This window comes from Chitinophagaceae bacterium, from assembly GCA_016713085.1.
GTDB lineage: Bacteria > Bacteroidota > Bacteroidia > Chitinophagales > Chitinophagaceae > Lacibacter.
In genome coordinates, this window is record JADJPV010000002.1 from 111,423 (window position 1) to 135,294 (window position 23,872).

Annotated in this window: 15 protein-coding genes, 5 tRNA genes and 5 pseudogenes; 23 read left to right on the forward strand and 2 right to left on the reverse strand. The window is 40.0% G+C overall.

The genetic code is table 11. From position 1 onward, the window contains the following. Positions 1-31: 31 nt before the first annotated feature. The 10 genes and pseudogenes from IPK31_12945 to nusG all read left to right on the forward strand — a co-directional run bounded on the left by IPK31_12945 (position 32) and on the right by nusG (position 4,489). Positions 32-931, forward strand: a complete 900-nt coding sequence (locus tag IPK31_12945; GenBank protein ID MBK8088769.1) for a tyrosine-type recombinase/integrase — start codon at positions 32-34, stop codon at positions 929-931. 187 nt (positions 932-1,118) lie between these two features. Further along, positions 1,119-1,421 (forward strand): HPF/RaiA family ribosome-associated protein, encoded by a 303-nt coding sequence (locus IPK31_12950; GenBank protein MBK8088770.1) that lies wholly within the window; start codon positions 1,119-1,121, stop codon positions 1,419-1,421. Positions 1,422-1,704: 283 nt separating this feature from the next. Next, positions 1,705-1,777 (forward strand) — tRNA-Thr (locus tag IPK31_12955). A 62-nt stretch (positions 1,778-1,839) separates the two neighbouring features. Continuing rightward, positions 1,840-1,922, forward strand: a tRNA-Tyr gene (locus tag IPK31_12960). A gap of 59 nt (positions 1,923-1,981) precedes the next feature. Beyond that, positions 1,982-2,054 (forward strand) — tRNA-Gly (locus IPK31_12965). A gap of 49 nt (positions 2,055-2,103) precedes the next feature. Then, a tRNA-Thr gene (locus IPK31_12970) sits at positions 2,104-2,175 on the forward strand. A gap of 152 nt (positions 2,176-2,327) precedes the next feature. Beyond that, positions 2,328-3,518, forward strand: coding sequence for an elongation factor Tu (tuf, locus tag IPK31_12975; protein ID MBK8088771.1), 1,191 nt, complete (start codon positions 2,328-2,330; stop codon positions 3,516-3,518). 98 nt (positions 3,519-3,616) lie between these two features. Next, positions 3,617-3,687 (forward strand) — tRNA-Trp (locus IPK31_12980). Between the two features lie 35 nt (positions 3,688-3,722). Further along, positions 3,723-3,920 carry a preprotein translocase subunit SecE gene (secE, locus tag IPK31_12985; protein ID MBK8088772.1) on the forward strand — a complete coding sequence of 66 codons (198 nt, stop codon included), beginning with the start codon at positions 3,723-3,725 and terminating at the stop codon, positions 3,918-3,920. A gap of 3 nt (positions 3,921-3,923) precedes the next feature. After that, a pseudogene (gene nusG, locus IPK31_12990) lies at positions 3,924-4,489 on the forward strand (transcription termination/antitermination factor NusG). A gap of 77 nt (positions 4,490-4,566) precedes the next feature. On the opposite strand, the gene IPK31_12995 reads toward nusG, so the two are convergent. Next, entirely contained in the window at positions 4,567-5,040 is a 474-nt protein-coding gene (locus tag IPK31_12995; protein ID MBK8088773.1) for a hypothetical protein, read from the reverse strand. 279 nt (positions 5,041-5,319) lie between these two features. On the opposite strand from IPK31_12995, the gene rplK reads away from it, so the two are divergent. The 13 genes and pseudogenes from rplK to IPK31_13060 all read left to right on the forward strand — a co-directional run bounded on the left by rplK (position 5,320) and on the right by IPK31_13060 (position 23,077). After that, entirely contained in the window at positions 5,320-5,763 is a 444-nt protein-coding gene (rplK, locus tag IPK31_13000; GenBank protein ID MBK8088774.1) for a 50S ribosomal protein L11, read from the forward strand. 25 nt (positions 5,764-5,788) lie between these two features. After that, the gene (locus tag IPK31_13005; protein MBK8088775.1) at positions 5,789-6,481 is read left to right on the forward strand and encodes a 50S ribosomal protein L1; all 693 of its coding nucleotides are present in this window, start codon (positions 5,789-5,791) and stop codon (positions 6,479-6,481) included. Positions 6,482-6,509: 28 nt separating this feature from the next. Continuing rightward, positions 6,510-7,028 carry a 50S ribosomal protein L10 gene (locus IPK31_13010; GenBank protein MBK8088776.1) on the forward strand — a complete coding sequence of 173 codons (519 nt, stop codon included), beginning with the start codon at positions 6,510-6,512 and terminating at the stop codon, positions 7,026-7,028. A 143-nt stretch (positions 7,029-7,171) separates the two neighbouring features. Continuing rightward, positions 7,172-7,546, forward strand: coding sequence for a 50S ribosomal protein L7/L12 (rplL, locus tag IPK31_13015; protein ID MBK8088777.1), 375 nt, complete (start codon positions 7,172-7,174; stop codon positions 7,544-7,546). 165 nt (positions 7,547-7,711) lie between these two features. Continuing rightward, on the forward strand, positions 7,712-9,724 hold the full coding sequence (locus IPK31_13020; GenBank protein MBK8088778.1) for a gliding motility-associated C-terminal domain-containing protein: 2,013 nt from the start codon (positions 7,712-7,714) through the stop codon (positions 9,722-9,724). A 236-nt stretch (positions 9,725-9,960) separates the two neighbouring features. Beyond that, positions 9,961-13,772, forward strand: a pseudogene (gene rpoB, locus IPK31_13025) (DNA-directed RNA polymerase subunit beta). An 88-nt stretch (positions 13,773-13,860) separates the two neighbouring features. Continuing rightward, a pseudogene (gene rpoC, locus IPK31_13030) lies at positions 13,861-18,148 on the forward strand (DNA-directed RNA polymerase subunit beta'). A 150-nt stretch (positions 18,149-18,298) separates the two neighbouring features. Further along, the gene (locus IPK31_13035) at positions 18,299-18,571 is read left to right on the forward strand and encodes a hypothetical protein (GenBank protein MBK8088779.1); all 273 of its coding nucleotides are present in this window, start codon (positions 18,299-18,301) and stop codon (positions 18,569-18,571) included. A 23-nt stretch (positions 18,572-18,594) separates the two neighbouring features. Then, entirely contained in the window at positions 18,595-18,885 is a 291-nt protein-coding gene (locus IPK31_13040; GenBank protein ID MBK8088780.1) for an OmpH family outer membrane protein, read from the forward strand. Between the two features lie 54 nt (positions 18,886-18,939). Next, positions 18,940-20,350 (forward strand): annotated as a pseudogene (locus tag IPK31_13045) (amino acid permease). 2 nt (positions 20,351-20,352) lie between these two features. Next, positions 20,353-21,348, forward strand: a complete 996-nt coding sequence (locus IPK31_13050) for a carbohydrate kinase (protein MBK8088781.1) — start codon at positions 20,353-20,355, stop codon at positions 21,346-21,348. A gap of 6 nt (positions 21,349-21,354) precedes the next feature. Next, positions 21,355-22,316: pseudogene (locus tag IPK31_13055) on the forward strand (isoaspartyl peptidase/L-asparaginase). Between the two features lie 95 nt (positions 22,317-22,411). Then, positions 22,412-23,077: a 2-C-methyl-D-erythritol 4-phosphate cytidylyltransferase gene (locus tag IPK31_13060; protein ID MBK8088782.1), complete on the forward strand. Its 666-nt coding sequence runs from the start codon at positions 22,412-22,414 to the stop codon at positions 23,075-23,077. 33 nt (positions 23,078-23,110) lie between these two features. Here the strand turns inward: IPK31_13060 and IPK31_13065 are convergent, their stop codons facing one another. Next, positions 23,111-23,869 (reverse strand): hypothetical protein, encoded by a 759-nt coding sequence (locus IPK31_13065; protein MBK8088783.1) that lies wholly within the window; start codon positions 23,867-23,869, stop codon positions 23,111-23,113. Positions 23,870-23,872: the final 3 nt, after the last annotated feature.

A 23,872-nucleotide genomic window follows, 5' to 3' on the forward strand; every position in this document is an offset into this window, starting at 1 on the left:
AGGTTTTGTAACTTTACGGCTATCTGTATTTATGACCCATCAACTCCCCTCAGAGGCTGATTCTTTTCTGGAGTATCTCAAATTCGAAAAAAGGTACTCTCCCACACCATCCGGTCGTACCAGGATGATCTCACTTTCTTTTGAATACTTGTCTGCAGAATATGCTGAATTGTTAATAAAAGACATTAAGCCCACTTTTATCCGTAGCTGGTTGGCTAAGCAAAAGGAAAAAGGAGCTTCAGCTAAAACGATCAACCGCAGAATTTCCACTCTAAAGTCTTTCTTTAAATATCAATTAAGGCAGGAGGTGATTGAAACATCACCCATGACAACGATCGTGTCTCCAAAGCAAAGTAAACGTCTGCCGAATTATGTGGAGCAAAAGGACACGGAGGTACTGTTTGAACATGTTGAGTTTCCTGATAACTGGGAGGGGCTTATGAATAAAATGATACTGGAGTTACTCTATTGCTCAGGTATGCGCCTGAGTGAATTAATTTCACTAAAGGAAACACAGGTCGATCTGCATAAAAACAGCCTGAAGATTTTAGGTAAAGGCAATAAGGAGCGGATCATTCCTTTTTCATATGAAATAAGAACAGATCTGGAGCAGTATTTAAAAGAAAAGAAGAATCAATTTGGAGAAACAGCAGCTGAATTTTTACTGGTGAATGAAAAAGGGAATAAACTCTATCCAAAATACGTACAGCTGGTTGTTAAAAAATACCTCTCACTCATCACTACAATTGAAAAGAAAAGCCCGCATGTGCTGCGCCACACCTTTGCCACTCATTTAATGAACAATGGTGCAGAACTCAATGCTGTAAAAGAATTGCTTGGTCACAGTAGCCTTGCTGCTACACAGATTTACACGCACAATACAATTGAGAAGCTGAAGGACATACATAAAAAAGCCCATCCCAAAGCTTGAAGTTAATCATATTTTGAAGTATTGTTTTTTGGCCAGATTGAGCTGTTAAATTATACAAACAATCTTCAAAAATATTTTGCAAACCAATATTACTGTAGTAACTTGATGTCACTGGAAAATACCGTTACCCAAAGCGAAAAACCAGTTCTTTCACATTATTATTTAACTAGCTAAAATTTGGAATGCTATGACCGTTAAGATCCAAACCGTTCGATTTGATGCAGACGCAAAACTCATTGAGTACGTTAAGCAGAGAGTACAGAAACTTTTGAATTTTCACGACAAGATTATGAAAGTGGATGTTTTTCTGAAACTGGACAATGTGGTGCACAACATTAAAGACAAAGTAGCCGAAATTAAGGTGCATGTGCCAAGGCAGCATTTATTTGTAAAACAATCATCCAAGTCTTTTGAACAGTCATTTGATGAAGCAATGGAATCATTAATCACTCAACTAAAACGAAAAAAAGAAAAACAATACGACCTTTAAAACATTGAATCCTCCGCCACAAGCGGAGGATTTTTTTTGCGGGTTATTCTACTTCTTTCCACATCATAATTTTTCCTGTTTAAAAAATTTTTCCGTTTCATGATTTCCTTTACCTTTGCCTTCCCAAAAAAGGGGGTGCATTAGTATGCACAGTTGCGAAGTTCTTTTTTTCATACAGATTTTATGACAATCAGGTCATTTTAACCGGATCAGGAAAACCTGCTGGTCTTTTTAGATGAAATGTAAATTGATTGAGATAAAAAAGCTTGCAGAAAAGTAATAAGCCACTTTAGCTCAGTTGGTAGAGCAGCTGATTTGTAATCAGCAGGTCGTGGGTTCGACTCCGACAAGTGGCTCAGGAAAGTAAGAAAGATGAAGTTTGATGAATATGATTGATTGAACTTCTTAATTGAAATATGGGCAGATGGCCGAGCGGTTAAAGGCGACAGACTGTAAATCTGTTCTCTCACGAGTACGCAGGTTCGAACCCTGCTCTGCCCACTTTATCCACCGTAGTTTAAGGAAGGTGGAAGTTCTTTACATAGTGTTTTAAAATTTAAGCGGGAGTAGCTCATTTGGTAGAGCGATAGCCTTCCAAGCTATAGGTGGCCAGTTCGAGCCTGGTCTCCCGCTCAAAAGTTCTTTTAATGAAGTCGATGTGAGATATCATCACACTCTGCCAGCCGTTGTAGCTCAGGGGTAGAGCACTTCCTTGGTAGGGAAGAGGTCGTGAGTTCGATTCTCACTAACGGCTCTGATTATTTGAAGTGTAAAGCCTTCAGATTGGTGAGTAAAGAAGAAAAACATGAAGTGTGCGACGCAACAGCAGCTGACTGCAGCACTGAGGCTGATAACATAAAATAGTTAGTTTAACAGTTTTGTAAACACAATTTAAAAACAAATAAGATGTCTAAAGAGACCTTTAAGCGGGAAAAACCGCACGTAAACGTTGGTACTATCGGTCACGTTGATCACGGTAAAACAACATTAACTGCTGCAATTACTGATATCCTGTCTAAAAAAGGTATGGGTAATGTTGCTAAGAAGTACGATGAAATTGATGGTGCGCCCGAAGAAAAAGAGCGTGGTATCACTATCAACACTGCACACGTAGAATATCAAACAGCTAACCGTCACTACGCACACGTAGATTGCCCGGGTCACGCTGACTACGTAAAAAACATGATCACAGGTGCTGCACAGATGGATGGAGCTATCCTCGTTGTAGCTGCAACTGATGGTCCTATGCCACAAACAAAAGAACACATTCTTTTGGCACGCCAGGTAGGTGTACCTAAGATTGTTGTTTTTATGAATAAAGTTGACTTGGTTGATGATGCTGAGTTGTTAGAACTGGTTGAAATGGAAATTCGTGAACTGTTGACCTCTTATGGTTTCGATGGTGACAATACTCCAATCATTCAGGGTTCTGCTACCGGCGCATTAGCTGGTGAAGAAAAATGGGTGAAAGCGGTTGAAGATTTGATGGATGCTGTTGACAGCTACATTCCTCTTCCTCCACGCCCGGTTGATCTTCCGTTCCTGATGAGTGTTGAGGATGTATTCTCAATCACTGGTCGTGGTACTGTTGCTACCGGTCGTATTGAGCGTGGTATTGTAAAAGTTGGTGAAGCCGTTGAAATCGTAGGTTTGATGGAAGCTCCAATGAACTCTACTGTAACTGGTGTTGAAATGTTCAAGAAGTTACTGGATCAGGGTCAGGCTGGTGATAACGCAGGTTTACTCCTCCGTGGTATTGAGAAGAAAGATATCCGTCGTGGTATGGTTATCTGCGCTCCAAAATCAATCACTCCTCACACTGAATTCAAAGGTGAAGTTTACGTATTGAGCAAAGAAGAAGGTGGACGTCATACTCCATTCTTCCAGAAATACCGTCCTCAGTTCTACTTCCGTACAACTGACGTAACTGGTGAAGTTGAATTACCTGCAGGAACTGAAATGGTTATGCCTGGTGATAACACGAACCTTACTGTAAAATTGATTCAGCCGATTGCGATGGAGAAAGGTTTGAAATTCGCTATTCGTGAAGGTGGTCGTACAGTAGGTGCCGGACAGGTAACTGAAATTTTAAAATAAGCTCTGAGCCAAAAGCTTTTAGCTTAAGGCAAATGATTTACATTTGCAACATATAACTAAAAGCTGTTCCGGTTCTCCGGAATAGCTTTTAGCTTTCTACGGGCATGGTGCAACGGTAGCATACGGGTCTCCAAAACCTTTGATCTGGGTTCGAATCCTAGTGCCCGTGCAAAGTAAATTTGAACATTTACAAATCAAAAATCAATGAACAAGGTATCCGTTTATTTAAGAGAATCGTACCGTGAGTTGCTTGAAAAAGTAACCTGGCCTACCTGGCAGCAACTGCAGCAGTCAACCATGATTGTTCTGATTGCAACAATCATTATCACTTCAATTATTTGGGTGATGGATTTTGGTATTGCCACATCACTTCAATTCTTTTATTCATTTTTCAAAAAATAAGTCATGTCAGAAACTGCCAACGTGGAAACCAGTAAGTGGTATGTGCTTCGTGTCGTGAGCGGCAAAGAGAAAAAGTAAAGGAGTACCTCGATAAAGAAATTGCACGCAATGGATGGGACAATGTTGTAAAGCAGGTGTTCTTACCGGTTGAAAAGGTTTATAAAGTTGCGAATGGTAAAAAAGTTGTTCGTGAACGTAACTTCTACCCCGGGTATGTAATGATTGAAGTTGAGAATGGTAAAATGGGTGATGATATTCGTGAAACCATCAGCAACACAAGTAATGTAATCCACTTTTTAGGTAAAGAAAACCCAATAGCTTTACGCAAAGCTGAGGTTAATAAAATGCTGGGTAAAGTTGATGAAATGGCTGACAATGGTGGTATGACAATGAGTGAACCATTTATTGTTGGTGAAACCATCAAGATCATCGATGGACCTTTCAATGACTTTAATGGTGTAATTGAAGAAGTAAATGATGAGAAGAAAAAATTGAAAGTGGCTGTAAAAGTATTTGGCCGTGCAACACCGGTTGAATTAAATTACATGCAGGTAGAAAAACTTTCTTAAGTAAGATAATAGAATAATTTAAAAGTCCCCATTCAATAAAGAGTGGGGACTTTTTTATTTAGCAGAAGTTGACAATCTTATGATGTCTGTTCTTCAGTTGATGTTTCTGTTACAGGAGTAGCAGGGGCTTCCGGTAATGGCAATTCAGCCTGAACTGGAGCTACAGGAACAGGAATAATTACTGGCTTAGGCTTAGAAGCTGCCTTTTTCTTTGGGGCTGGCTTTTTAGCTACAACTTTTTTAGGAGCTGGTTTCTTAGCAGCAACTTTCTTTTTAGCCGGTGCTTTTTTTGCTACTTTTTTCTTTGGAGCCGCTTTCTTTTTTGGTGCTGCTTTCTTTTTAGCGGGTGCTTTTTTTGCTACTTTTTTCTTGGCAGCCTTCTTTACAACTTTTTTAATTGCTTTTTTCGCAACCTTCTTTTTAGCAGGAGCTTTCTTAGCTGCCTTTTTCTTAGGAGCCGCTTTCTTCTTAGCAGGAGCTTTCTTAGCTACCTTCTTTTTAATTGCTTTTTTAGCAGGCTTTTTAGCTGCTTTTTTCTTTGCTTTTGCCATGAGTTATAAAATGGGTTTAATGAAAAGTTGAATAAGAATGAAAAATTAAACCAAATTCTGTTGCGAATAAAAGATAGCAGCATTTTTTTACTCTATTTCTTTCAACTTTTTTTCAAGTTTCTGAAGAGATGACGTAATCAAGCAATGAAATTCTTGCTCAAATCCTTTGCCGGTAAGCTTATGAGCCTTACCTTTGCCGTCCCAAAAGTTCTTACAGTTAGAATTATTTGTTTGGGAGTCATGCCAAAAGCGTGACGTTATCACCAAAAAACTTTTACAATGGCAAAAGAAATCTCAGGATTTGTAAAGCTACAGGTAAAGGGCGGACAGGCAAACCCTGCGCCACCTGTAGGTCCAGCCCTTGGTTCAAAGGGTCTTAACATCATGGAGTTCTGCAAGCAGTTCAATGCAAGAACTCAGGATAAAATGGGTAAAGTAGTACCTGTTTTGATCACTGTTTATACCGACAAGTCTTTCGACTTCGTTATTAAAACTGCACCAGCTTCCGTTCAATTATTAGAAGCAGCAAAGCTTCAGAAAGGTTCTAAAGAGCCTAACCGTGCTAAAGTTGGTAAAGTAACCTGGGCACAGGTTGAAGAAATTGCTAAAGACAAAATGCCTGATCTGAACTGCTTTACACTGAACAGTGCTATGAGCATGGTTGCAGGTACAGCACGCAGTCTTGGTTTAACTGTTGACGGTAAAGCCCCTTGGGAAAACTAATTATTCACCTTAAATTTTTTTAATCATGTCATTGACGAAAAAAAGAAAAGTAGCTCAAGCGAAGGTGGATAATAACAAAGTTTATTCCCTCAAAGAAGCTTCTTCACTCGTAAAAGAAATTAACTGCACAAAGTTCGACAGCTCAGTTGACGTTCACATCCGTTTGGGTGTTGATCCTAAAAAAGCTGATCAGGCTATTCGTGGTACTGTAACATTACCTCACGGTACAGGTAAAACAAAAAGAGTATTGGTACTCTGTACTCCTGATAAAGTTGCTGAAGCAACTGCAGCTGGTGCTGATCACGTTGGTCTTGATGAATTCATTACAAAGATCGAAGGTGGCTGGACAGATGTAGATGTAATCATTGCAACTCCATCAGTAATGCCGAAGATCGGTAAGTTAGGTAAAGTGTTAGGTCCACGTAACTTAATGCCCAACCCTAAAACAGGTACTGTAACAAATGATGTTGCAGGTGCTGTAAATGAAGTAAAAGGCGGTAAAATTGCTTTCAAGGTTGATAAAGCTGGTATTATTCATGCTTCTATCGGCCGTGTAAGTTTTGCTCCTGAAAAGCTTGTTGAAAATACAACTGAGTTTATTCATGCAATTGTTAAGGCCAAGCCTTCTACTGCAAAAGGAACTTACCTGAAAAGTATTTTCATTGCAAGCACGATGAGCCCGGCGGTATCTGTTGACACAAAATCATTCATGAACTAATCCTTTCAGGGTTATTAAAACTAAAATCATGACTAAAGAACAAAAAAATGAAGTGATTGAGGTGCTGAAAGGCAAATTCAGTCAATACAATAATTTCTACATTACTGATACCGAATCATTAAGTGTAGCACAAGTGGGTAAACTTCGCCGTGCATGTTTCGACAAGAATGTTGAAATGAAAGTGGCTAAGAACACACTGATTAAAAAAGCACTGGAATCACTGGATGCTGAACGTTATGCAGGTGTATTTGATGCATTGAATAATGTAACAGCCCTGATGTTTTCAGAAAATCCAAAAGAACCGGCTTTAATTATCAGTTCATTCCGTAAAGCAAGCAATGGTGCAAAACCAGAATTGAAAGCTGCTTTTATTAATGGTGATGTATATGCCGGCGATAATCAATTGAAAGCACTTGTGGCGATCAAGACAAAGAACGAATTGATCGGCGAAGTAATTGGATTGTTGCAGTCTCCTGCAAAACGTGTTATTGCTGCATTATTGCATAACGCTGAAACAAAAGGAGAAGCTGTAGCAGCAGCTGAATAAGTTGATGTTAAAAAGTTGGATGAGTTTTCATCTTACTGTAAACATAAAAAGCCCAGGCCTGAGGGTTATAATCAAAGGCAATTTTTTTAAAACCGCCGTCGGAGCAAACTAAAAGCAGTGAAGACGGTAAAAATTGAATTAAAATGGCAGACATTAAAGCATTAGCCGAATCATTAGTAGGCTTAACAGTAAAAGAAGTACAGGAATTAGCAGACGTTCTGAAAGCAGAATACGGTATTGAACCAGCTGCTGCTGCAGTTGTAGTTGCTGCAGGTGGTGGGGATGGCGCTGCTGCAGTTGAAGAAAAAACTTCATTCAACGTAATTCTGAAGAGCGCTGGCGCATCTAAACTGAACGTAGTTAAGATCGTTAAAGACTTAACCGGTTTAGGTTTGAAAGAAGCAAAAGACTTAGTTGACGGTGCTCCAAAGCCTGTTAAAGAAGGTGTTTCTAAAGCTGAAGCTGACGAAATCGCTGGTAAGCTGAAAGATGCAGGTGCTGATGTAGAAATCGCATAATTCTTCTTGTAAAGAAAATTCAACCCCGACTTATACGTCGGGGTTTTTTTATAGGCAACGTTTTGAAAGCAATGTTTGTCTTTCGGATGATAAATTCTATTTTGCACTAAATAACCCGCCTGAAAACAATAATCAGTGAAGTCTTTCTTACTTATAAAATATTATCTGTTCTTTTTGCTTATTGGTGCAGGGTTATTTCAATCCTATTCCGTAAGTGGTCAGGCCTGCACAACCTTAGGACAAACACCATCAACTGCATTTCCCGTTTGTGGTACAACTGTATTTCAGCAAACAACCGTTCCCATTTGTTATACACGAACTTTAGTGGTTCCGGGATGTAACGACGGCGCAGCTTACGGCGATAAAAATCCTTACTGGTACAGGTTTACCTGTTTTGTTTCCGGCTCGTTGGCTTTTACAATTACACCCACTGATTTGAATGATGATTACGACTGGCAGTTGTACGATATTACGGGCCGCAATCCAGATGATGTATTTACCAATCCTGCACTTGTTGTTACTGGTAACTGGAGCGGAAGTTCAGGCACAACAGGAGCATCAGCAACGGGCATTACAACTATTCAATGTGCTTCCAACCCTGCTACCAGCACCCCAAGGTTTGCAAGGTCGCCAAACATTGTTGCTGGAAGAACATATTTATTGTTAGTCAGCCATTACACCGATTCTCAGAGTGGTTACGGTTTATCTTTTGGCGGTGGAACAGCAGTGATCACAGATCCAAAAGATCCTTTAATGGCAGATGTAAAACCAAACTGTGGCGGAGATCAGTTAAGGGTGAAACTGAATAAGAAAATGAAATGCTCTTCTATTGCTGCAAATGGAAGTGATATTGTTGCTTTTCCCGGGGGTATCAATGCAGTCAGTGTAAGTCCAATTGGTTGCAACAGCAATTTTGAAACAGATTCTGTTGTGATTACTTTATCGCAGCCATTACCAGCCGGGAATTACACATTACAATTAAAGAATGGAAGTGATAATAATACAATTGTTGATTTGTGTGATAAACCAATCCCTCTTACTGATGTATTAAATTTTCAGATTCAACTTTTACAGCCAACAAAACTTGACAGCTTAGTTCCTGTAGCCTGTGCAACAGGAGAAGTTCGTTTTGTATTTAAGAAACTGATTCGTTGCAGTTCGATTGATCCCAACGGAACTGATTTTGATGTTACAGGTACTTACCCAGTTACAGTTACAGGAGCTAGAGGTAATTGCAGTGCTGATGGATTGACATCAGAAATTATTGTATCATTTTCACAACCTCTTCAGACAAAAGGGACATTTACCGTACGTTTAAAACCAGGATTTGATGGGAATACAATCATTGATGAGTGCAATCAGAATACACCCGTTTCTCAAATGAGCTTTTCTGTAAAAGACACTGTCAATGCAGATTTCAGCTACAATATCCGGTTAGGATGTTTAGCAGATACAGTTGATTATTCACATCCCGGTGGAAATGAAATAAACAGCTGGTTATGGAATTTTGGAACCGGTGCAGGAGCCACTAATCAAAATGAGCAGGTGATTTATAAAACCTTTGGAGAAAAAACTGCCACACTGGTTGTTTCAAATGGTTTTTGCAGAGATTCTGTTTCAGCAAAAATTTACCTGGATAATTTCCTGAAAGCTGATTTTGTTATAGATACTTTCAATTGCCCTGCAGAGCCTGTCTTAATTACAGGGATACCAACAAGTGAGCGGCCGGTAACACATTTCTGGAGTTTTGGTGACGGGCAAACAAGTACAGATGAGCAACCATTACAGCATCTATATCCGGTAACATTTGCAGATGCTAAATACAAAGTGAGCTATACTGTAACGAATGATTTGGGATGCAGCAATACAATGGAAAAAACAATTACGGTTGTGAAGACCTGCAGAATTGATGTGCCAAATGTGTTTACTCCGAACGGAGATGGGCTGAATGATTTTTTTGGCCCGTTAAACGCAATCAAAGCTGACCAGCTTATTTTCAGAGTTTATAACCGCTGGGGTAATTTAATTTTTGAAACCAAGGATTGGCTGAAAGGCTGGGATGGGAAATATAAATCCATTGATCAGGAACCAACCACTTACGTTTGGAGACTCAGCTATATCAACCGGGATACGAAAAAAAGCATTGAACTGAAAGGTACTGTTCAATTGATCAGGTAACAGGCTTTGTTAAAATCCTGACAGCTTTGCCCATTTCTGCCAAAAATGGGGGTAAATCCCTGTAATCAAATTTTGTTCCAACACACATTATCGCTAACTTTGCCACCCTAAATTTAGGCTGAATAGCAAATTGGCGCCCATTTACAGTCATAAATAACTGAAAATCAATGTACTTGTCTTTACTGAAAGACGGTGAGCTATTCGTGTGCACAAACTTTTAAAACCGGTAAGAACATATGTCTTCATCAAGAGTTGCAGCAAACAAGAGAATTAATTTCGGAAAAGTTAAACATCTTGCAGAAATTCCAGATCTGCTCGGCATCCAGATTCAATCTTTTAAAGAGTATTTTCAATTAGAAACTACTCCCGATAAGCGTAACATCGAAGGGTTATTCCGTGTGTTTAAGGAAAACTTTCCTATCACCGATACCCGTAACATTTTCGTACTGGAGTTCTTAGATTATTTTATTGACCCGCCCCGTTATTCTATTGACGAATGTATGGAGCGTGGATTAACTTATGCGGTTCCTCTCAAAGCCAAACTCCGTTTGAGCTGTAATGATGAGGAGCACGTTGATTTCCAAACCATCGTTCAGGATGTGTTTTTAGGAAACATTCCTTACATGACTCCCCGTGGTACTTTCGTGATCAACGGTGCTGAGCGTGTAGTGGTATCACAGTTACACCGTTCACCCGGTGTATTCTTCGGTCAGAGCATTCACCCCAATGGAACCAAGATTTACTCTGCAAGAGTAATTCCGTTTAAAGGTGCGTGGATGGAATTTGCAACAGACATCAATAACGTGATGTATGCTTACATTGACCGTAAGAAAAAATTCCCTGTAACAACTTTATTACGTTCAATCGGCTTTGAAACAGATAAGGATATCCTTGAACTGTTTGGCATGGCTGATGAAGTAAAAGCAGATAAAAAAGCACTGGAGAAATTTGAAGGTAAGCGTTTGGCTGCCCGTGTACTCCGCAGCTGGGTTGAAGATTTCGTTGATGAAGATACTGGTGAAGTAGTAAGTATCGAACGTAACGAAGTAGTGCTTGAAAGAGATTCCATTCTGGATGCTGAAGCAATTGAAATGATCAGCGAAATGGAAGTGAAGAGTGTATTCATCCAGAAAGAAGAAGTGAGTGGTGATTTTGCGATCATCTACAACACATTAAATAAAGATACTTCTAACAGTGAGTTGGAAGCGGTTCAGCATATCTACCGTCAATTGCGTGGTGCTGATGCTCCTGATAACGAAACTGCACGTGGTATTATTGATAAATTATTCTTCAGTGATAAGCGTTACGATCTGGGTGAAGTTGGCCGTTATAAGATCAACCGTAAACTTGGATTAAACTTCCCGATTGAGAAGAAGGTATTAACGAAAGATGATATCATCTCCATCATTAAATACCTGGTGAGGTTAACAAATGCCAAAGCTGATATTGATGATATTGATCACCTGAGCAACCGTCGTGTACGTACAGTAGGCGAGCAGTTATATGCTCAGTTTGGTGTAGGTCTTGCACGTATGGCCCGTACCATTCGTGAAAGAATGAACGTACGTGATAATGAGGTGTTCACTCCTGTTGATCTGATCAATGCAAGAACACTTTCTTCAGTTATCAACTCGTTCTTTGGTACATCACAGTTATCACAGTTCCTTGATCAGACAAACCCTCTTTCTGAAATTACACACAAGCGTCGTATCTCAGCGCTCGGGCCCGGTGGTTTGAGTCGTGAAAGAGCTGGTTTCGAGGTTCGTGACGTTCACTATTCTAACTACGGACGTCTATGTACAATTGAAACACCAGAAGGACCAAACATTGGTTTGATCTCTACCCTTTGTGTTCATGCTACTGTAAACGATATGGGCTTTATTGAAACTCCTTACCGTAAAGTAGACAATGGTAAAGTGGATATGAAACATCTTACTTACCTGAGTGCAGAAGAAGAAGATACAGCTAAGATTGCACAGGTAAATATTGCTGTTGATGATAAAGGACATATCATAGAAGATAAAGTTCGTTCGAGAGAAAGTGGTGATTTCCCGATTCTTGATAAAGCAGATGTAGAATATATGGACGTTGCTCCAAACCAGATTGTTGGTTTGAGTGCTTCGTTAATTCCATTCCTTGAACATGATGATGCCAACCGTGCATTGATGGGATCAAACATGCAGCGTCAGGCGGTTCCGCTTGTACGTCCGCAAGCTCCTATTGTTGGTACCGGTCTGGAAGCAATGGCAGCAAGAGATAGCCGTATTCAGTTGAATTCTGAAGGTAAAGGTGTGGTTGAATATGTAGATGCCAATGAAATTCATGTTCGTTACGAAAGAAACGAAGAGCAACGTTTGGTAAGCTTTGAAGAAGATTTGAAAATCTACAAACTCACCAAGTTCATTAAAACAAACCAGAGTACCTGTATTAACCTGATGCCCGCTGTATTAAAAGGTCAGGCAGTAAAAGAAGGCGACTTCTTAACTGAAGGTTATGCAGTGAAGAATGGTGAACTCGCATTGGGACGTAACCTGAAAGTGGCGTTCATGCCATGGAAAGGTTACAACTTTGAGGATGCCATTGTTATTAATGAGAAAGTTGTAAAAGAAGATTTGTTTACTTCTATTCATGTTGATGAATTTGAACTGGAAGTACGTGATACCAAATTAGGTGAAGAAGAACTGACACCTGATATTCCAAACGTAAGTGAGGAAGCAACAAAAGATCTGGATCAGAATGGTATCATCCGTATTGGTGCTGCAATTAAAGAAGGTGATATCTTAATTGGTAAGATCACTCCAAAAGGTGAAAGCGATCCAACTCCTGAAGAGAAGTTGTTACGTGCCATCTTTGGTGATAAAGCAGGTGATGCAAAAGATGCTTCATTGAAAGCTCCAAGCGGAACTGAAGGTGTGGTGATTGATAAAAAATTATTCCAGCGTGCCAAGAAAGATAAGAATGGTAAGATTCGTGAAAAAGCATTACTGGAAAAAGTTGAAAAGATCCACGAAAAAAATACAACTGATCTGCTCGATGTGTTATTAAGCAAACTGTTGTCTTTGCTGCAAAGCAAAACATCAGCTGGTGTTAACAACAACTTTGGCGAATCATTGATTGGAAAGGCGCTAAGTTCAATCAGAAAAACCTTGCAACAATTGACTATGCCAACGTTAATCCGTTAGGATGGACAGGTGATGCAACAACTGATGAATGGATCAACCAGTTATTACACAACTACAATATCAAGTTCAACGAAGAGTTGGGCCGTTACAAGAGAGAGAAATTCAACATCTCAATCGGTGATGAATTACCTGCCGGTGTATTGAAACTTGCTAAAGTTTACTTAGCTGTGAAGCGTAAACTGAAAGTGGGTGATAAGATGGCGGGTCGTCATGGTAACAAAGGTATTGTGGCTAAGATCGTTCGCCAGGAAGACATGCCGTTCCTTGAAGATGGAACTCCGGTAGATATCGTATTGAATCCATTGGGTGTACCAAGTCGTATGAACCTTGGACAGATTTACGAAACTGTACTTGGATGGGCTGGTGAAAAACTGGGTGTGAAATTCGCAACACCAATCTTTGATGGTGCAAGTGTAGAAGAAATTGCCAATCATATCACTGAGGCAGGTTTACCGAAATTTGGGCATACTTATTTATACGATGGTGAAACAGGTGAACGCTTCCACCAGAAAGCAACTGTTGGTATCATTTATATGATCAAACTGCATCACATGGTTGATGACAAGATGCACGCCCGTTCAATCGGACCATACTCGCTCATCACACAACAACCATTGGGAGGTAAAGCACAGTTTGGAGGTCAGCGTTTTGGTGAGATGGAGGTTTGGGCACTGGAAGCATTTGGTGCATCAAATATCTTGCAGGAATTACTTACACTCAAATCTGATGACATCATGGGTCGTGCAAAAACCTATGAAGCCATTGTTAAAGGTGACAACGTTCCACGTCCCGGTATTCCTGAATCATTCAATGTATTGGTTCATGAATTAAGAGGCCTGGGTCTTGACCTTAAATTTGAAGAGTAAGGAACAGAAACCTGAAGTGAGTGACACAACCGGTGTTGACTGAAAATCAAAAGCCGGCATCTAAAAACAAAAAAACAGAAACACAGATATGGCATTCAGAAAAGAAAATCGTCAGAGGCCAGTTTTTTCAAAAATCACCATCGGACTTGCATCTCCGGATACAATCCTGGAACGCAGCTTTGGTGAGGTGTTAAAGCCAGAAACCATTAACTACCGTACTTACAAACCTGAACGTGATGGTTTGTTTTGCGAAAGGATTTTTGGTCCGGTAAAAGATTTCGAATGTGCTTGCGGTAAGTATAAGCGTATTCGTTACAAAGGCATAGTTTGCGACCGTTGCGGTGTGGAAGTAACGGAAAAGAAAGTACGTCGTGAAAGAATGGGACACATCAAACTGGTTGTGCCTGTTGTTCATATCTGGTACTTCAAAGCATTACCAAAAAAGATTGGTTATTTGTTAGGCGTAAGCTCTAAGAAATTAGAGACCATCGTTTACTACGAACGTTATGTGGTTATACAACCAGGCGTAAAAGAAACCATGAAGATGGGTGATCTTCTTACTGAAGAAGAATACCTCGATCTGTTAGATACATTACCAAAGGACAATCAGTACTTACCTGATGAAGATCCGATGAAATTCATCGCCAAAATGGGTGCTGAAGCTGTGCATGATATGTTACAGCGCATTGATCTGGATCAGTTGAGTTATGATTTGCGTAATGCAGCAGCAACTGAAACTTCACAGCAACGTAAAGCAGATGCATTAAAGCGTTTGAGCGTTGTAGAAGCTTTCCGTGATGCGAATTTGCGTATTACCAACCGCCCTGAGTGGATGGTGATGCAGTACATTCCTGTTATACCACCTGAACTTCGCCCGTTAGTTCCTTTGGATGGTGGACGTTTTGCATCTTCTGATCTGAATGATTTATACCGTCGTGTAATTATCCGTAACAACCGTTTGAAAAGATTGCTGGAGATTAAAGCTCCTGAAGTAATCCTTCGTAACGAAAAACGTATGTTACAGGAAGCGATTGATTCATTATTCGATAACTCAAGAAAATCAAATGCTGTAAAAGCTGAAGGCGGAAGAGCATTGAAATCATTGAGTGATGTATTAAAAGGGAAACAAGGACGTTTCCGTCAGAACTTGCTTGGTAAAAGGGTTGACTATTCAGGTCGTTCTGTTATCGTGGTAGGGCCTGAGCTGAAATTACATGAATGTGGTTTACCAAAAGATATGGCTGCTGAATTGTTCAAGCCATTTATTAACCGTAAGCTGATTGAAAGAGGTATCGTAAAAACTGTGAAGTCTGCACGTAAACTGGTAGACAAAAAAGAAGCAGTTGTTTGGGATATTCTTGAAAATATATTGAAAGGTCACCCGATCATGCTAAACCGTGCCCCAACACTGCACCGTTTATCAATTCAGGCCTTCCAGCCTAAACTGATTGAAGGTAAAGCCATTCAGTTACACCCGCTCGTATGTTCTGCGTTCAACGCCGATTTCGATGGTGATCAGATGGCCGTACACGTTCCGTTAAGTAATGCTGCTGTTTTGGAAGCTCAGTTACTGATGCTTGCATCACACAACATCCTTAACCCGCAGAACGGTACACCAATTACGCTTCCTTCACAGGACATGGTACTTGGTCTGTATTATATTTCTAAAGGAAAGAAAACAACTGATACTGAAATTGTAAAAGGACAGGGTAAGGCGTTTTATTCTCCTGAAGAAGTGATTATTGCTTACAACGAAAAACAAGTTGATCTGCATGCGTGGATCAGGGTTCGTTTGAATGTGCGTGAAAATGGAAAGATTGTAAACAAGCTTACTGAAACAACAGTAGGTCGTGTAATCTTCAATCAATTTGTGCCGAAAGAAGTTGGTTTTGTGAACACCTTATTAACAAAGAAAAACCTTCGTGAAATCATTGGTGATATCATTGAAATTACCAACGTTCCAAAAACAGCGAAGTTCCTTGATGATATTAAAACGCTTGGTTTCCGTACAGCCTTCCAGGGTGGATTGTCGTTCAACATTAACGATCTTCTCGTTCCGGCAATCAAAGAAGAGCTGGTTGAAAATGCACAGGGTGAAGTAAATGAAGTATGGGACAGTTATAATATGGGTCTTATCACCAACAATGAACGTTACAACCAGATCATTGATATCTGGAGCCGTGTTGATACACGTGTAACTGAAACATTGATTCGTGAAATGGCTACTGATAAACAAGGTTTCAACTCCGTGTTTATGATGCTGGATAGTGGGGCCCGTGGTAGTAAGCAGCAGGTAAAACAGCTGGCTGGTATCAGAGGTTTGATGGCGAAGCCAAGAAAATCTGGTTCTACCGGAAGCGAGATCATTGAAAATCCTGTATTGAGCAACTTTAAAGATGGCCTGAGTGTATTGGATTATTTTATCTCAACACACGGTGCCCGTAAAGGTCTTGCGGATACGGCCCTGAAAACAGCGGATGCCGGTTACTTAACCCGTCGTTTGGTTGACGTTGCACAGGATGTGGTGATTAAAGATGAGGATTGCGGAACATTGCGTGGAATTGCAACAAGTGCATTAAAAGATAACGAAGATGTAATTGAACCATTGAGTGACCGTATTGCCGGCCGCACATCATTACATGATGTATACGAGCCGCAAACTGATCAGCTCATTGTAGCGGCAGGCGAAGAAATTACCGCAGCTATTGCCAAGCAAATTGAAGACAGTGGAATTGAAACAGTTGAAATCCGTTCTGTATTAACCTGCGAAAGCAAGCGTGGTGTGTGTGTGAAGTGTTATGGTAAAAACCTTGCAACAGGTGTAATTGCACAGAAAGGTGATGCTGTTGGTATTATTGCTGCACAATCAATTGGTGAACCCGGTACACAGTTAACACTCCGTACGTTCCACGTTGGTGGTGTGGCTGGTTCAGCATCAGTTGAATCTTCTCTCTATGCGAAATTTGATGGTACCATTCAGTTTGACGGGTTACGTACAGTAACTGCAACAGGCAACGAGGGTAAAAAAGTACAGTTGGTTATTGGCCGTACAGGTGAAGTAAGGATCATGGATGTAAAGAATGACCGTTTACTCATCACGAACAATATTCCTTACGGTGCTACATTGAATATTAAAGAAGGACAGCAGATTAAGAAAGGCGAAGCGATCTGTACATGGGATCCGTTCAATAACGTAATTGTTGCTGAAATAGCAGGTAAGATTAAGTTAGAGAATATTCTTGATGGTATTACTTTCCGTGAGCAGGCCGATGAACAAACAGGTCACCGTGAGAAAGTGGTAATTGAAACAAAAGATAAAACCAAGATCCCTGCGATTTTAGTTGAAGGTGGAAAGGATATTAAATCATATAACCTGCCAGTTGGTTCACACATTGTAATTGAAGAAGGTGAAGAAGTAACTGCAGGACAGGTATTGGTGAAAATTCCACGTGTACTTGGTAAACTTCAGTGATATCACGGGTGGTCTGCCACGTGTAACTGAATTGTTTGAAGCAAGAAATCCGGGTAACCCAGCCGTTGTATCTGAGATCGATGGTGTAGTTACTTTTGGAGCCATTAAGCGTGGTAACAGGGAGATTATTGTAACAAGCAAGGATGATGTAACCAAGAAATATCTTGTTCCTCTTACACGCCAGATCCTTGCACAGGAAGGTGACTTTATCAAAGCCGGTGTTCCATTAAGTGATGGTGCAATTGCACCAGCTGATATCTTAACAATCAAAGGTCCGTTTGCCGTTCAGGAATATGTGGTAAATGAAATTCAGGAAGTATATCGTTTGCAGGGTGTGCGTATCAATGATAAACACATTGAAGTAATCGTTCGCCAGATGATGAAGAAAGTTGAAATCATTGACGCAGGTGATACGAAGTTCCTGGAAGAAGATCTCGTTGATCGTTTTGAATTCAATGAAGAGAACGACCGCATCTTTGATAAGAAGGTTGTAACTGAGCCGGGAGACAGCAATAAAGTACGCCCTGGTCAGATTGTAACTGTTCGTGAATACCGTGAAGAAAACAGCCAGTTGCGTCGTGCAGATAAGAAGCTGATTGAAGTGAGGGATGCACATCCTTCTACTGCACAACCTGTGTTGCTGGGTATTACCAAAGCATCATTGGGCGTTCAGAGCTGGATTTCTGCGGCATCGTTCCAGGAAACAACGAAAGTATTGAGCACAGCAGCTATTGAAGGTAAAACCGACGATCTCTTAGGTTTGAAAGAGAACGTTATCACCGGTCACCCGATCCCTGCAGGTACAGGCTTACGTGAATTCGAGAACATGATCGTAGGAAGTAAGGAAGAGTATGAATTGCTCCTTACTACCAAAGAAGCCATGAGCTTTGATGATGAAGAATAATTCATGAGATCATTATACTCAAAGTCCCCCGGTTACCGGGGGACTTTTTTTATGTTGTTAATGCATTCTTAAAATTAATTTCCATTTCCTCTACTCGATCAGATTCCTTTACTTTGCTCACCTGATATGAAAAATTTTCAAACAATCCTTTTGCTGTTATTGACAGCTGCTGTAGCGGTTTTATTTTTGTTGCATTTTTCCGGAAAGAAATCGCCCCTGGAAACAGTTAAAAAAAGTTCGAGAGACACGGCTTCAACAAGCCCTGAACAATTACATGTTGCCTATATTGATCTGGATACCATTCAGAAATACTATGAGTATTTTAAACTCAAGAATGCCGACATCGAAAGAGATAAACAGCGGATTGAAAATCAAATTCAATCGGAGTTGAATAAACTTGAAAAGACCGGATTGAGTTTTTAAAGAAAGGACAGGCGATTACTCAAATGGAAGCTGAAAAGTTTCAGCAGGAATATCAAACAAGATATCAGCAGATCGGTCAACGCCAGCAAACACTGCAGGGCCAGCATCTTGAAAGTCAGGCAAAAGCTATTGACGATATTCAGAAAAAAATCAATGATTACCTGAAGGAGTTTAATAAGAGTGGCCAATACAATTTTATTTTTTCAACTCAGCAAGGGAACCCTACTCTGTACTTCAAGGACACTGCATTTAACATTACCCCCCAGGTTGTAAAGGGACTGAACGAAGCATACCAGCAATCAAAGAAGAAATAAGGTTTCAGATTAATCCTTATCTTCCGTTTCAATTTTTGAAACGAAATCACTGCTATGTCTTCAGAAAAAGAATTCAAACCATCGCTCAGTTTATTTGATGCCACAATGGTTGTAGCCGGATCCATGATCGGCTCAGGCATTTTTATTGTAAGTGCCGATATTACCAGGAATGTGGGTAGTGCCGGCTGGTTAATTGTTGTTTGGTTATTAACCGGGTTTATGACTTTAACCGCAGCTGTAAGTTATGGCGAATTAAGCGGTATGTATCCAAAAGCCGGTGGACAGTATGTGTATCTGAAAGAAGCATACAATCCTTTGCTTGGATTTCTTTACGGGTGGAGTTTCTTCACGGTTATTCAAACGGCAACCATTGCAGCAGTTGGCGTTGCCTTTTCAAAATTTATGGCGTATTTAATTCCGGGTGTAAGTGAAGACCTGGTAGCTTTTGATCTTGGCTTCATTAAAATTTCTCCTGCACAACTTGTTTCTATTGCATTGATCATCCTGCTCACTTTTATAAATACAAGAGGAGTAAAAGAAGGGAAATATATTCAAACCACTTTTACGGTTACAAAACTATTGAGTTTATTTGGCCTGATTATTTTCGGGTTGATCTTAATGAAAGGCGATGTGTGGACGGCCAACTGGTCGAATGCATGGACGATTCAATCTTTAAGCAAAGACGGTTCAACCGCCAGTTTAACAACGATCGCTGCATTGGGAGCAATTGCTGCCGCCATGGTTGGTTCAATTTTCAGCAGTGATGCATGGAATAATGTTACATTTATTGCAGGTGAAATTAAAAACCCAAAACGAAACATCGGTTTAAGTTTATTCTTAGGAACGCTGATTGTTACAATCATTTATGTTTCTGCCAATGTAATGTACACTGCCGTACTTCCATTGCAGGAAATTGCTTCAGCAGAAAAAGACAGGGTAGCAGTTGCTGCTTCGAACGTGATCTTTGGAAATGCAGGAACCATCATTATTGCATTGATGATTATGGTTTCAACTTTTGGCTGTAACAATGGGTTGATCCTTGCAGGAGCAAGGGGTTTATTATACCATGGCAAAGGATGGACTGTTTTTAAACAGGCCGGAGAGCTGAATAAATTTGCAGTGCCGCAATGGAGTTTGTGGGTACAGTGTATCATTGCCTGTTTATGGAGTGTAAGTGGAAAGTATGGTCAGCTGCTGGATATGATTTCATTTGTGGTAGTGCTGTTTTTACATGTTAACTATTGGCGGCATATTCATTCTGCGTAAAAGCGACCTGATATAGAACGGCCTTACAAAGCATTCCGGCTATCCGTTATTGCCCATTATGTATATTCTTATGGGGCTTGCGTTTTGTATTTTGTTGATCGTCTTCAAACCTGAATTTACATGGCCGGGTTTGATCATTGTACTAATTGGTATTCCTGTTTATTATCTTGCAGTGGCAAGTAAAAAGAAAACAGCATAAAGATGAGTGGCTATAATTTTGATGAATTATTTGAAAAGTTATCACAGATAAAAGTAGGAGTGATTGGTGATGTAATGCTTGATACCTATATGTGGGGTCATGTAGATCGTATTTCTCCCGAAGCACCGGTTCCCATTGTTTCATTAGATAAAAAAGAGTACCGTATTGGTGGTGCAGCAAATGTTGCACTGAATATTGCATCGCTCGGTGCATCTGTTTCTATGCTGAGCGTAATAGGAAATGATGAGGAGGGAAAACTGCTGAATCAATTGTTACAAGAGAAGAAAATCAAAACAGATTTTTTGCTGAATAGTAACAAACGCATTACTACCAGTAAAACAAGAGTCATCAGCCGCAACCAGCAAATGATGAGACTGGATAATGAAATCACTCATGATCTCTGGTATGAAGATGAGAACAGGCTGATACTTGCACTGCAAACATTTATTGCACAGGAAAAACCGCATGTACTCATTTTTGAAGATTATAACAAAGGAGTATTAACTGAACTCATTATTCAGAAAGCAATTGACCTGTGCAAACATCATGGCATCGTTACAGCAGTTGATCCCAAACGAAAGAATTTCTTTAATTATAAAGGAGTGGAGATTTTCAAGCGTAATTTAAAAGAAGTAAAGGAAGGTTTGAATTTAGTTGTTGAGGATGTGAATGAAGAAACACTGAAATCGATTCATACAAAACTGGCAGAGAAATTACAGCACCACACATCATTCATTACTCTTTCTGAAAAAGGGGTGTTCTACAATAATGAAACAGAAGCAGGAATTATTCCAACACATATCCGCAGTATTGCAGATGTAAGCGGTGCAGGTGATACAGTGATTGCTGTTGCTTCACTTGTTTATGCAGCAACGAAGGATGTAAAGCTGATGGCTGAAATGGCTAACATTGCCGGCGGATTGGTATGTGAAGAAGTAGGAACTGCTGCGATCAATAAAGACCGTCTGATACAGGAATGCAAGCTCTTATTGAATTAAAATCTCATGCAAACATTTTCAATTGCTATACATGGTGGTGCAGGTACAATCCTGAAGCAGGATATGACTGCTGAGCTGGAAGCTGCTTACATCAAGGGTTTGGAAGATGCATTGTCTGCTGGTTATTCTGTTTTGGAAAAAGGCGGAACTGCATTGAATGCAGTTGCAGCTGCGGTTGTTTCATTAGAAAATTGCATCATGTTCAATGCAGGGAAAGGTTCTGTGTTTACAAAAAATGGCACACATGAAATGGATGCAGCAATCATGGATGGAAAATCACTTGATGCAGGTGCGGTTGCAGGAGTAAGTTCTGTAAAAAATCCTGTTGCGCTTGCATTGGCGATTATGCAAAAAAGTGAACATGTTTTATTAAGTGGTGATGGAGCTTTGCAATTTGCAAAACAACAGGGATTGAAAATTGAAGATGAAGCTTATTTTTTTCGCAATTCCGGTGTGATCAATGGCAGCTGGTGAAGGATGAAGATAAGATTGCACTGGATCATAATATCCAGGTTGAAAAGCCCTCCTCCACTAAAACTACGGCGGGCAAGAAATTTGGAACAGTTGGTGCAGTTGCCTGCGACCGTTATGGAAATATAGCCGCTTCAACAAGCACCGGCGGCATGACGAATAAGAATTATAACCGCATTGGCGACAGCCCCATTATTGGTGCAGGTACTTATGCAAATAATAAAACCTGTGCCATTTCCTGTACAGGACACGGTGAATTGTTTTTAAAAGCAGTTGCTGCTTATGATATAAGCTGTTTAATGGAATACAAAGGAATGAGTTTGCAGGAAGCAATGGATTTTGTTACACTTGATAAATTAGTGAAAATAAACGGTGAAGGCGGAATGGTTGGTGTGGATGCAAAAGGAAATACAGCCCTTGTATTTAACAGCGACGGTATGTACCGTGCAATGCAAAACAGTAATGGTGAAAAACAAATTGCCATCTACAGATATTAACTCTCAACTGCTTTGTACTACGTTGCTCTAAAGGCTTTTCGTTTAAGATTATGTGGAAATGCTCTATCAAAAGAGCGAAGTAGTATCTTTGAACAATGAAAACATATGCTGTAATTGTGGCCGGTGGTGCCGGTAAAAGAATGGGTTCAGCACTTCCCAAACAATTTTTATTACTGAAGAATAAACCTGTTCTCTATTATACTATTGATGCTTTTCTGAAAGCTGTTCCCGGTATTCATGTTATCATTGTATTGCCTGAAGAACATTTAGAACTCGGAAAAGAAATTGTGGATGGTTTTTTTGATGAACAACAGATTCAGTTAACAGTTGGTGGTGAAACAAGATTTCATTCTGTACAGAATGGGTTGAAGCTGATCAGTGAAGAATCAATCATCTTTGTGCATGATGGTGTTCGTTGTTTAGTTAGTGAAGAATTGATTCAGCGTTGTTATACAACTGCACTGGAAACAGGCAGTGCAATACCTGCTGTTGAATGCAGGGATAGTGTACGGATGATTACAGAAGATGGCAATGATCCTGTTGACAGAACCAAATTGCGTCTTGTTCAAACACCTCAAACTTTTCACAGTAAAATACTATTGCCTGCTTTTGCAATTGATTATAAAGAACGCTTTACAGATGAAGCTACTGTAGTGGAAGCATTTGGATTGAAAGTAACCCTGGTGCAGGGTGAAGAAACCAATATCAAAATCACTAACCCAATTGACCTTGTAATTGCAGAGAAGATACTGGAAGACTAAATTCCGTCAGACGTGGCCGTCCGACGGGGCGTATCAATCTTTCATCCACCTTAATAATTTCGGCAACCTGTTCATGCGTAAGGCAGGGTATCTTTCTTCTGTTGCACCATAACTGCTGTAGAAGAATGCAAGGTTACGGATATCACTTCCTTCAAAGTCAAGCAGAGTGGGGGTTGCAGCATGTTTTTTTATAAAGCAATCAATCAGGTAATGCGAAGCTCCCAATGTTTTTCCATTTGGGTGATTGCCAACAAGTATATAATACCAACGGGAATGAGAGTATAGAAACACGGCAGAAGCAAGTAACTCAGCAGCTTTTGAATAAATGCCGATCGTTTCAATCGTTTGATTTTTTTCTGCTTCTGCAACTACTTTTGAAAACCTGCTGATCTGTTCATCGCTAATTGCTGAAATGCGTTGCATGGTTTCTTTGGCCAGCGATATGATTTCATTCAGTTCAATTTCTTCTTTTACAACTAAGCCACCTGTTTCTGCTTTTTTAATATTACGCTTCAAATTAGAGCGGTAAGCACTGCTGATGGTTTCGTAATCTTTATTTAAAGGAAGTACATAGTTAATCCGTTCAGTTAACGGATAATCAGCTACACTGAAAAGATTCCGCTGGTTAAGATAAATATCAAAATATTTAAACTTTTGCGGAATTGCTTTCAGAAAGGCTTCAACGGTTTCTTTTGTAATTTTCTCTTTTGAGAATACACCAAGACTGGCACAAAAGAAAGGCTGAAACAAATAGTGAATACCATATTTCTTATTCCAGGTGAGTGGCATCACAGC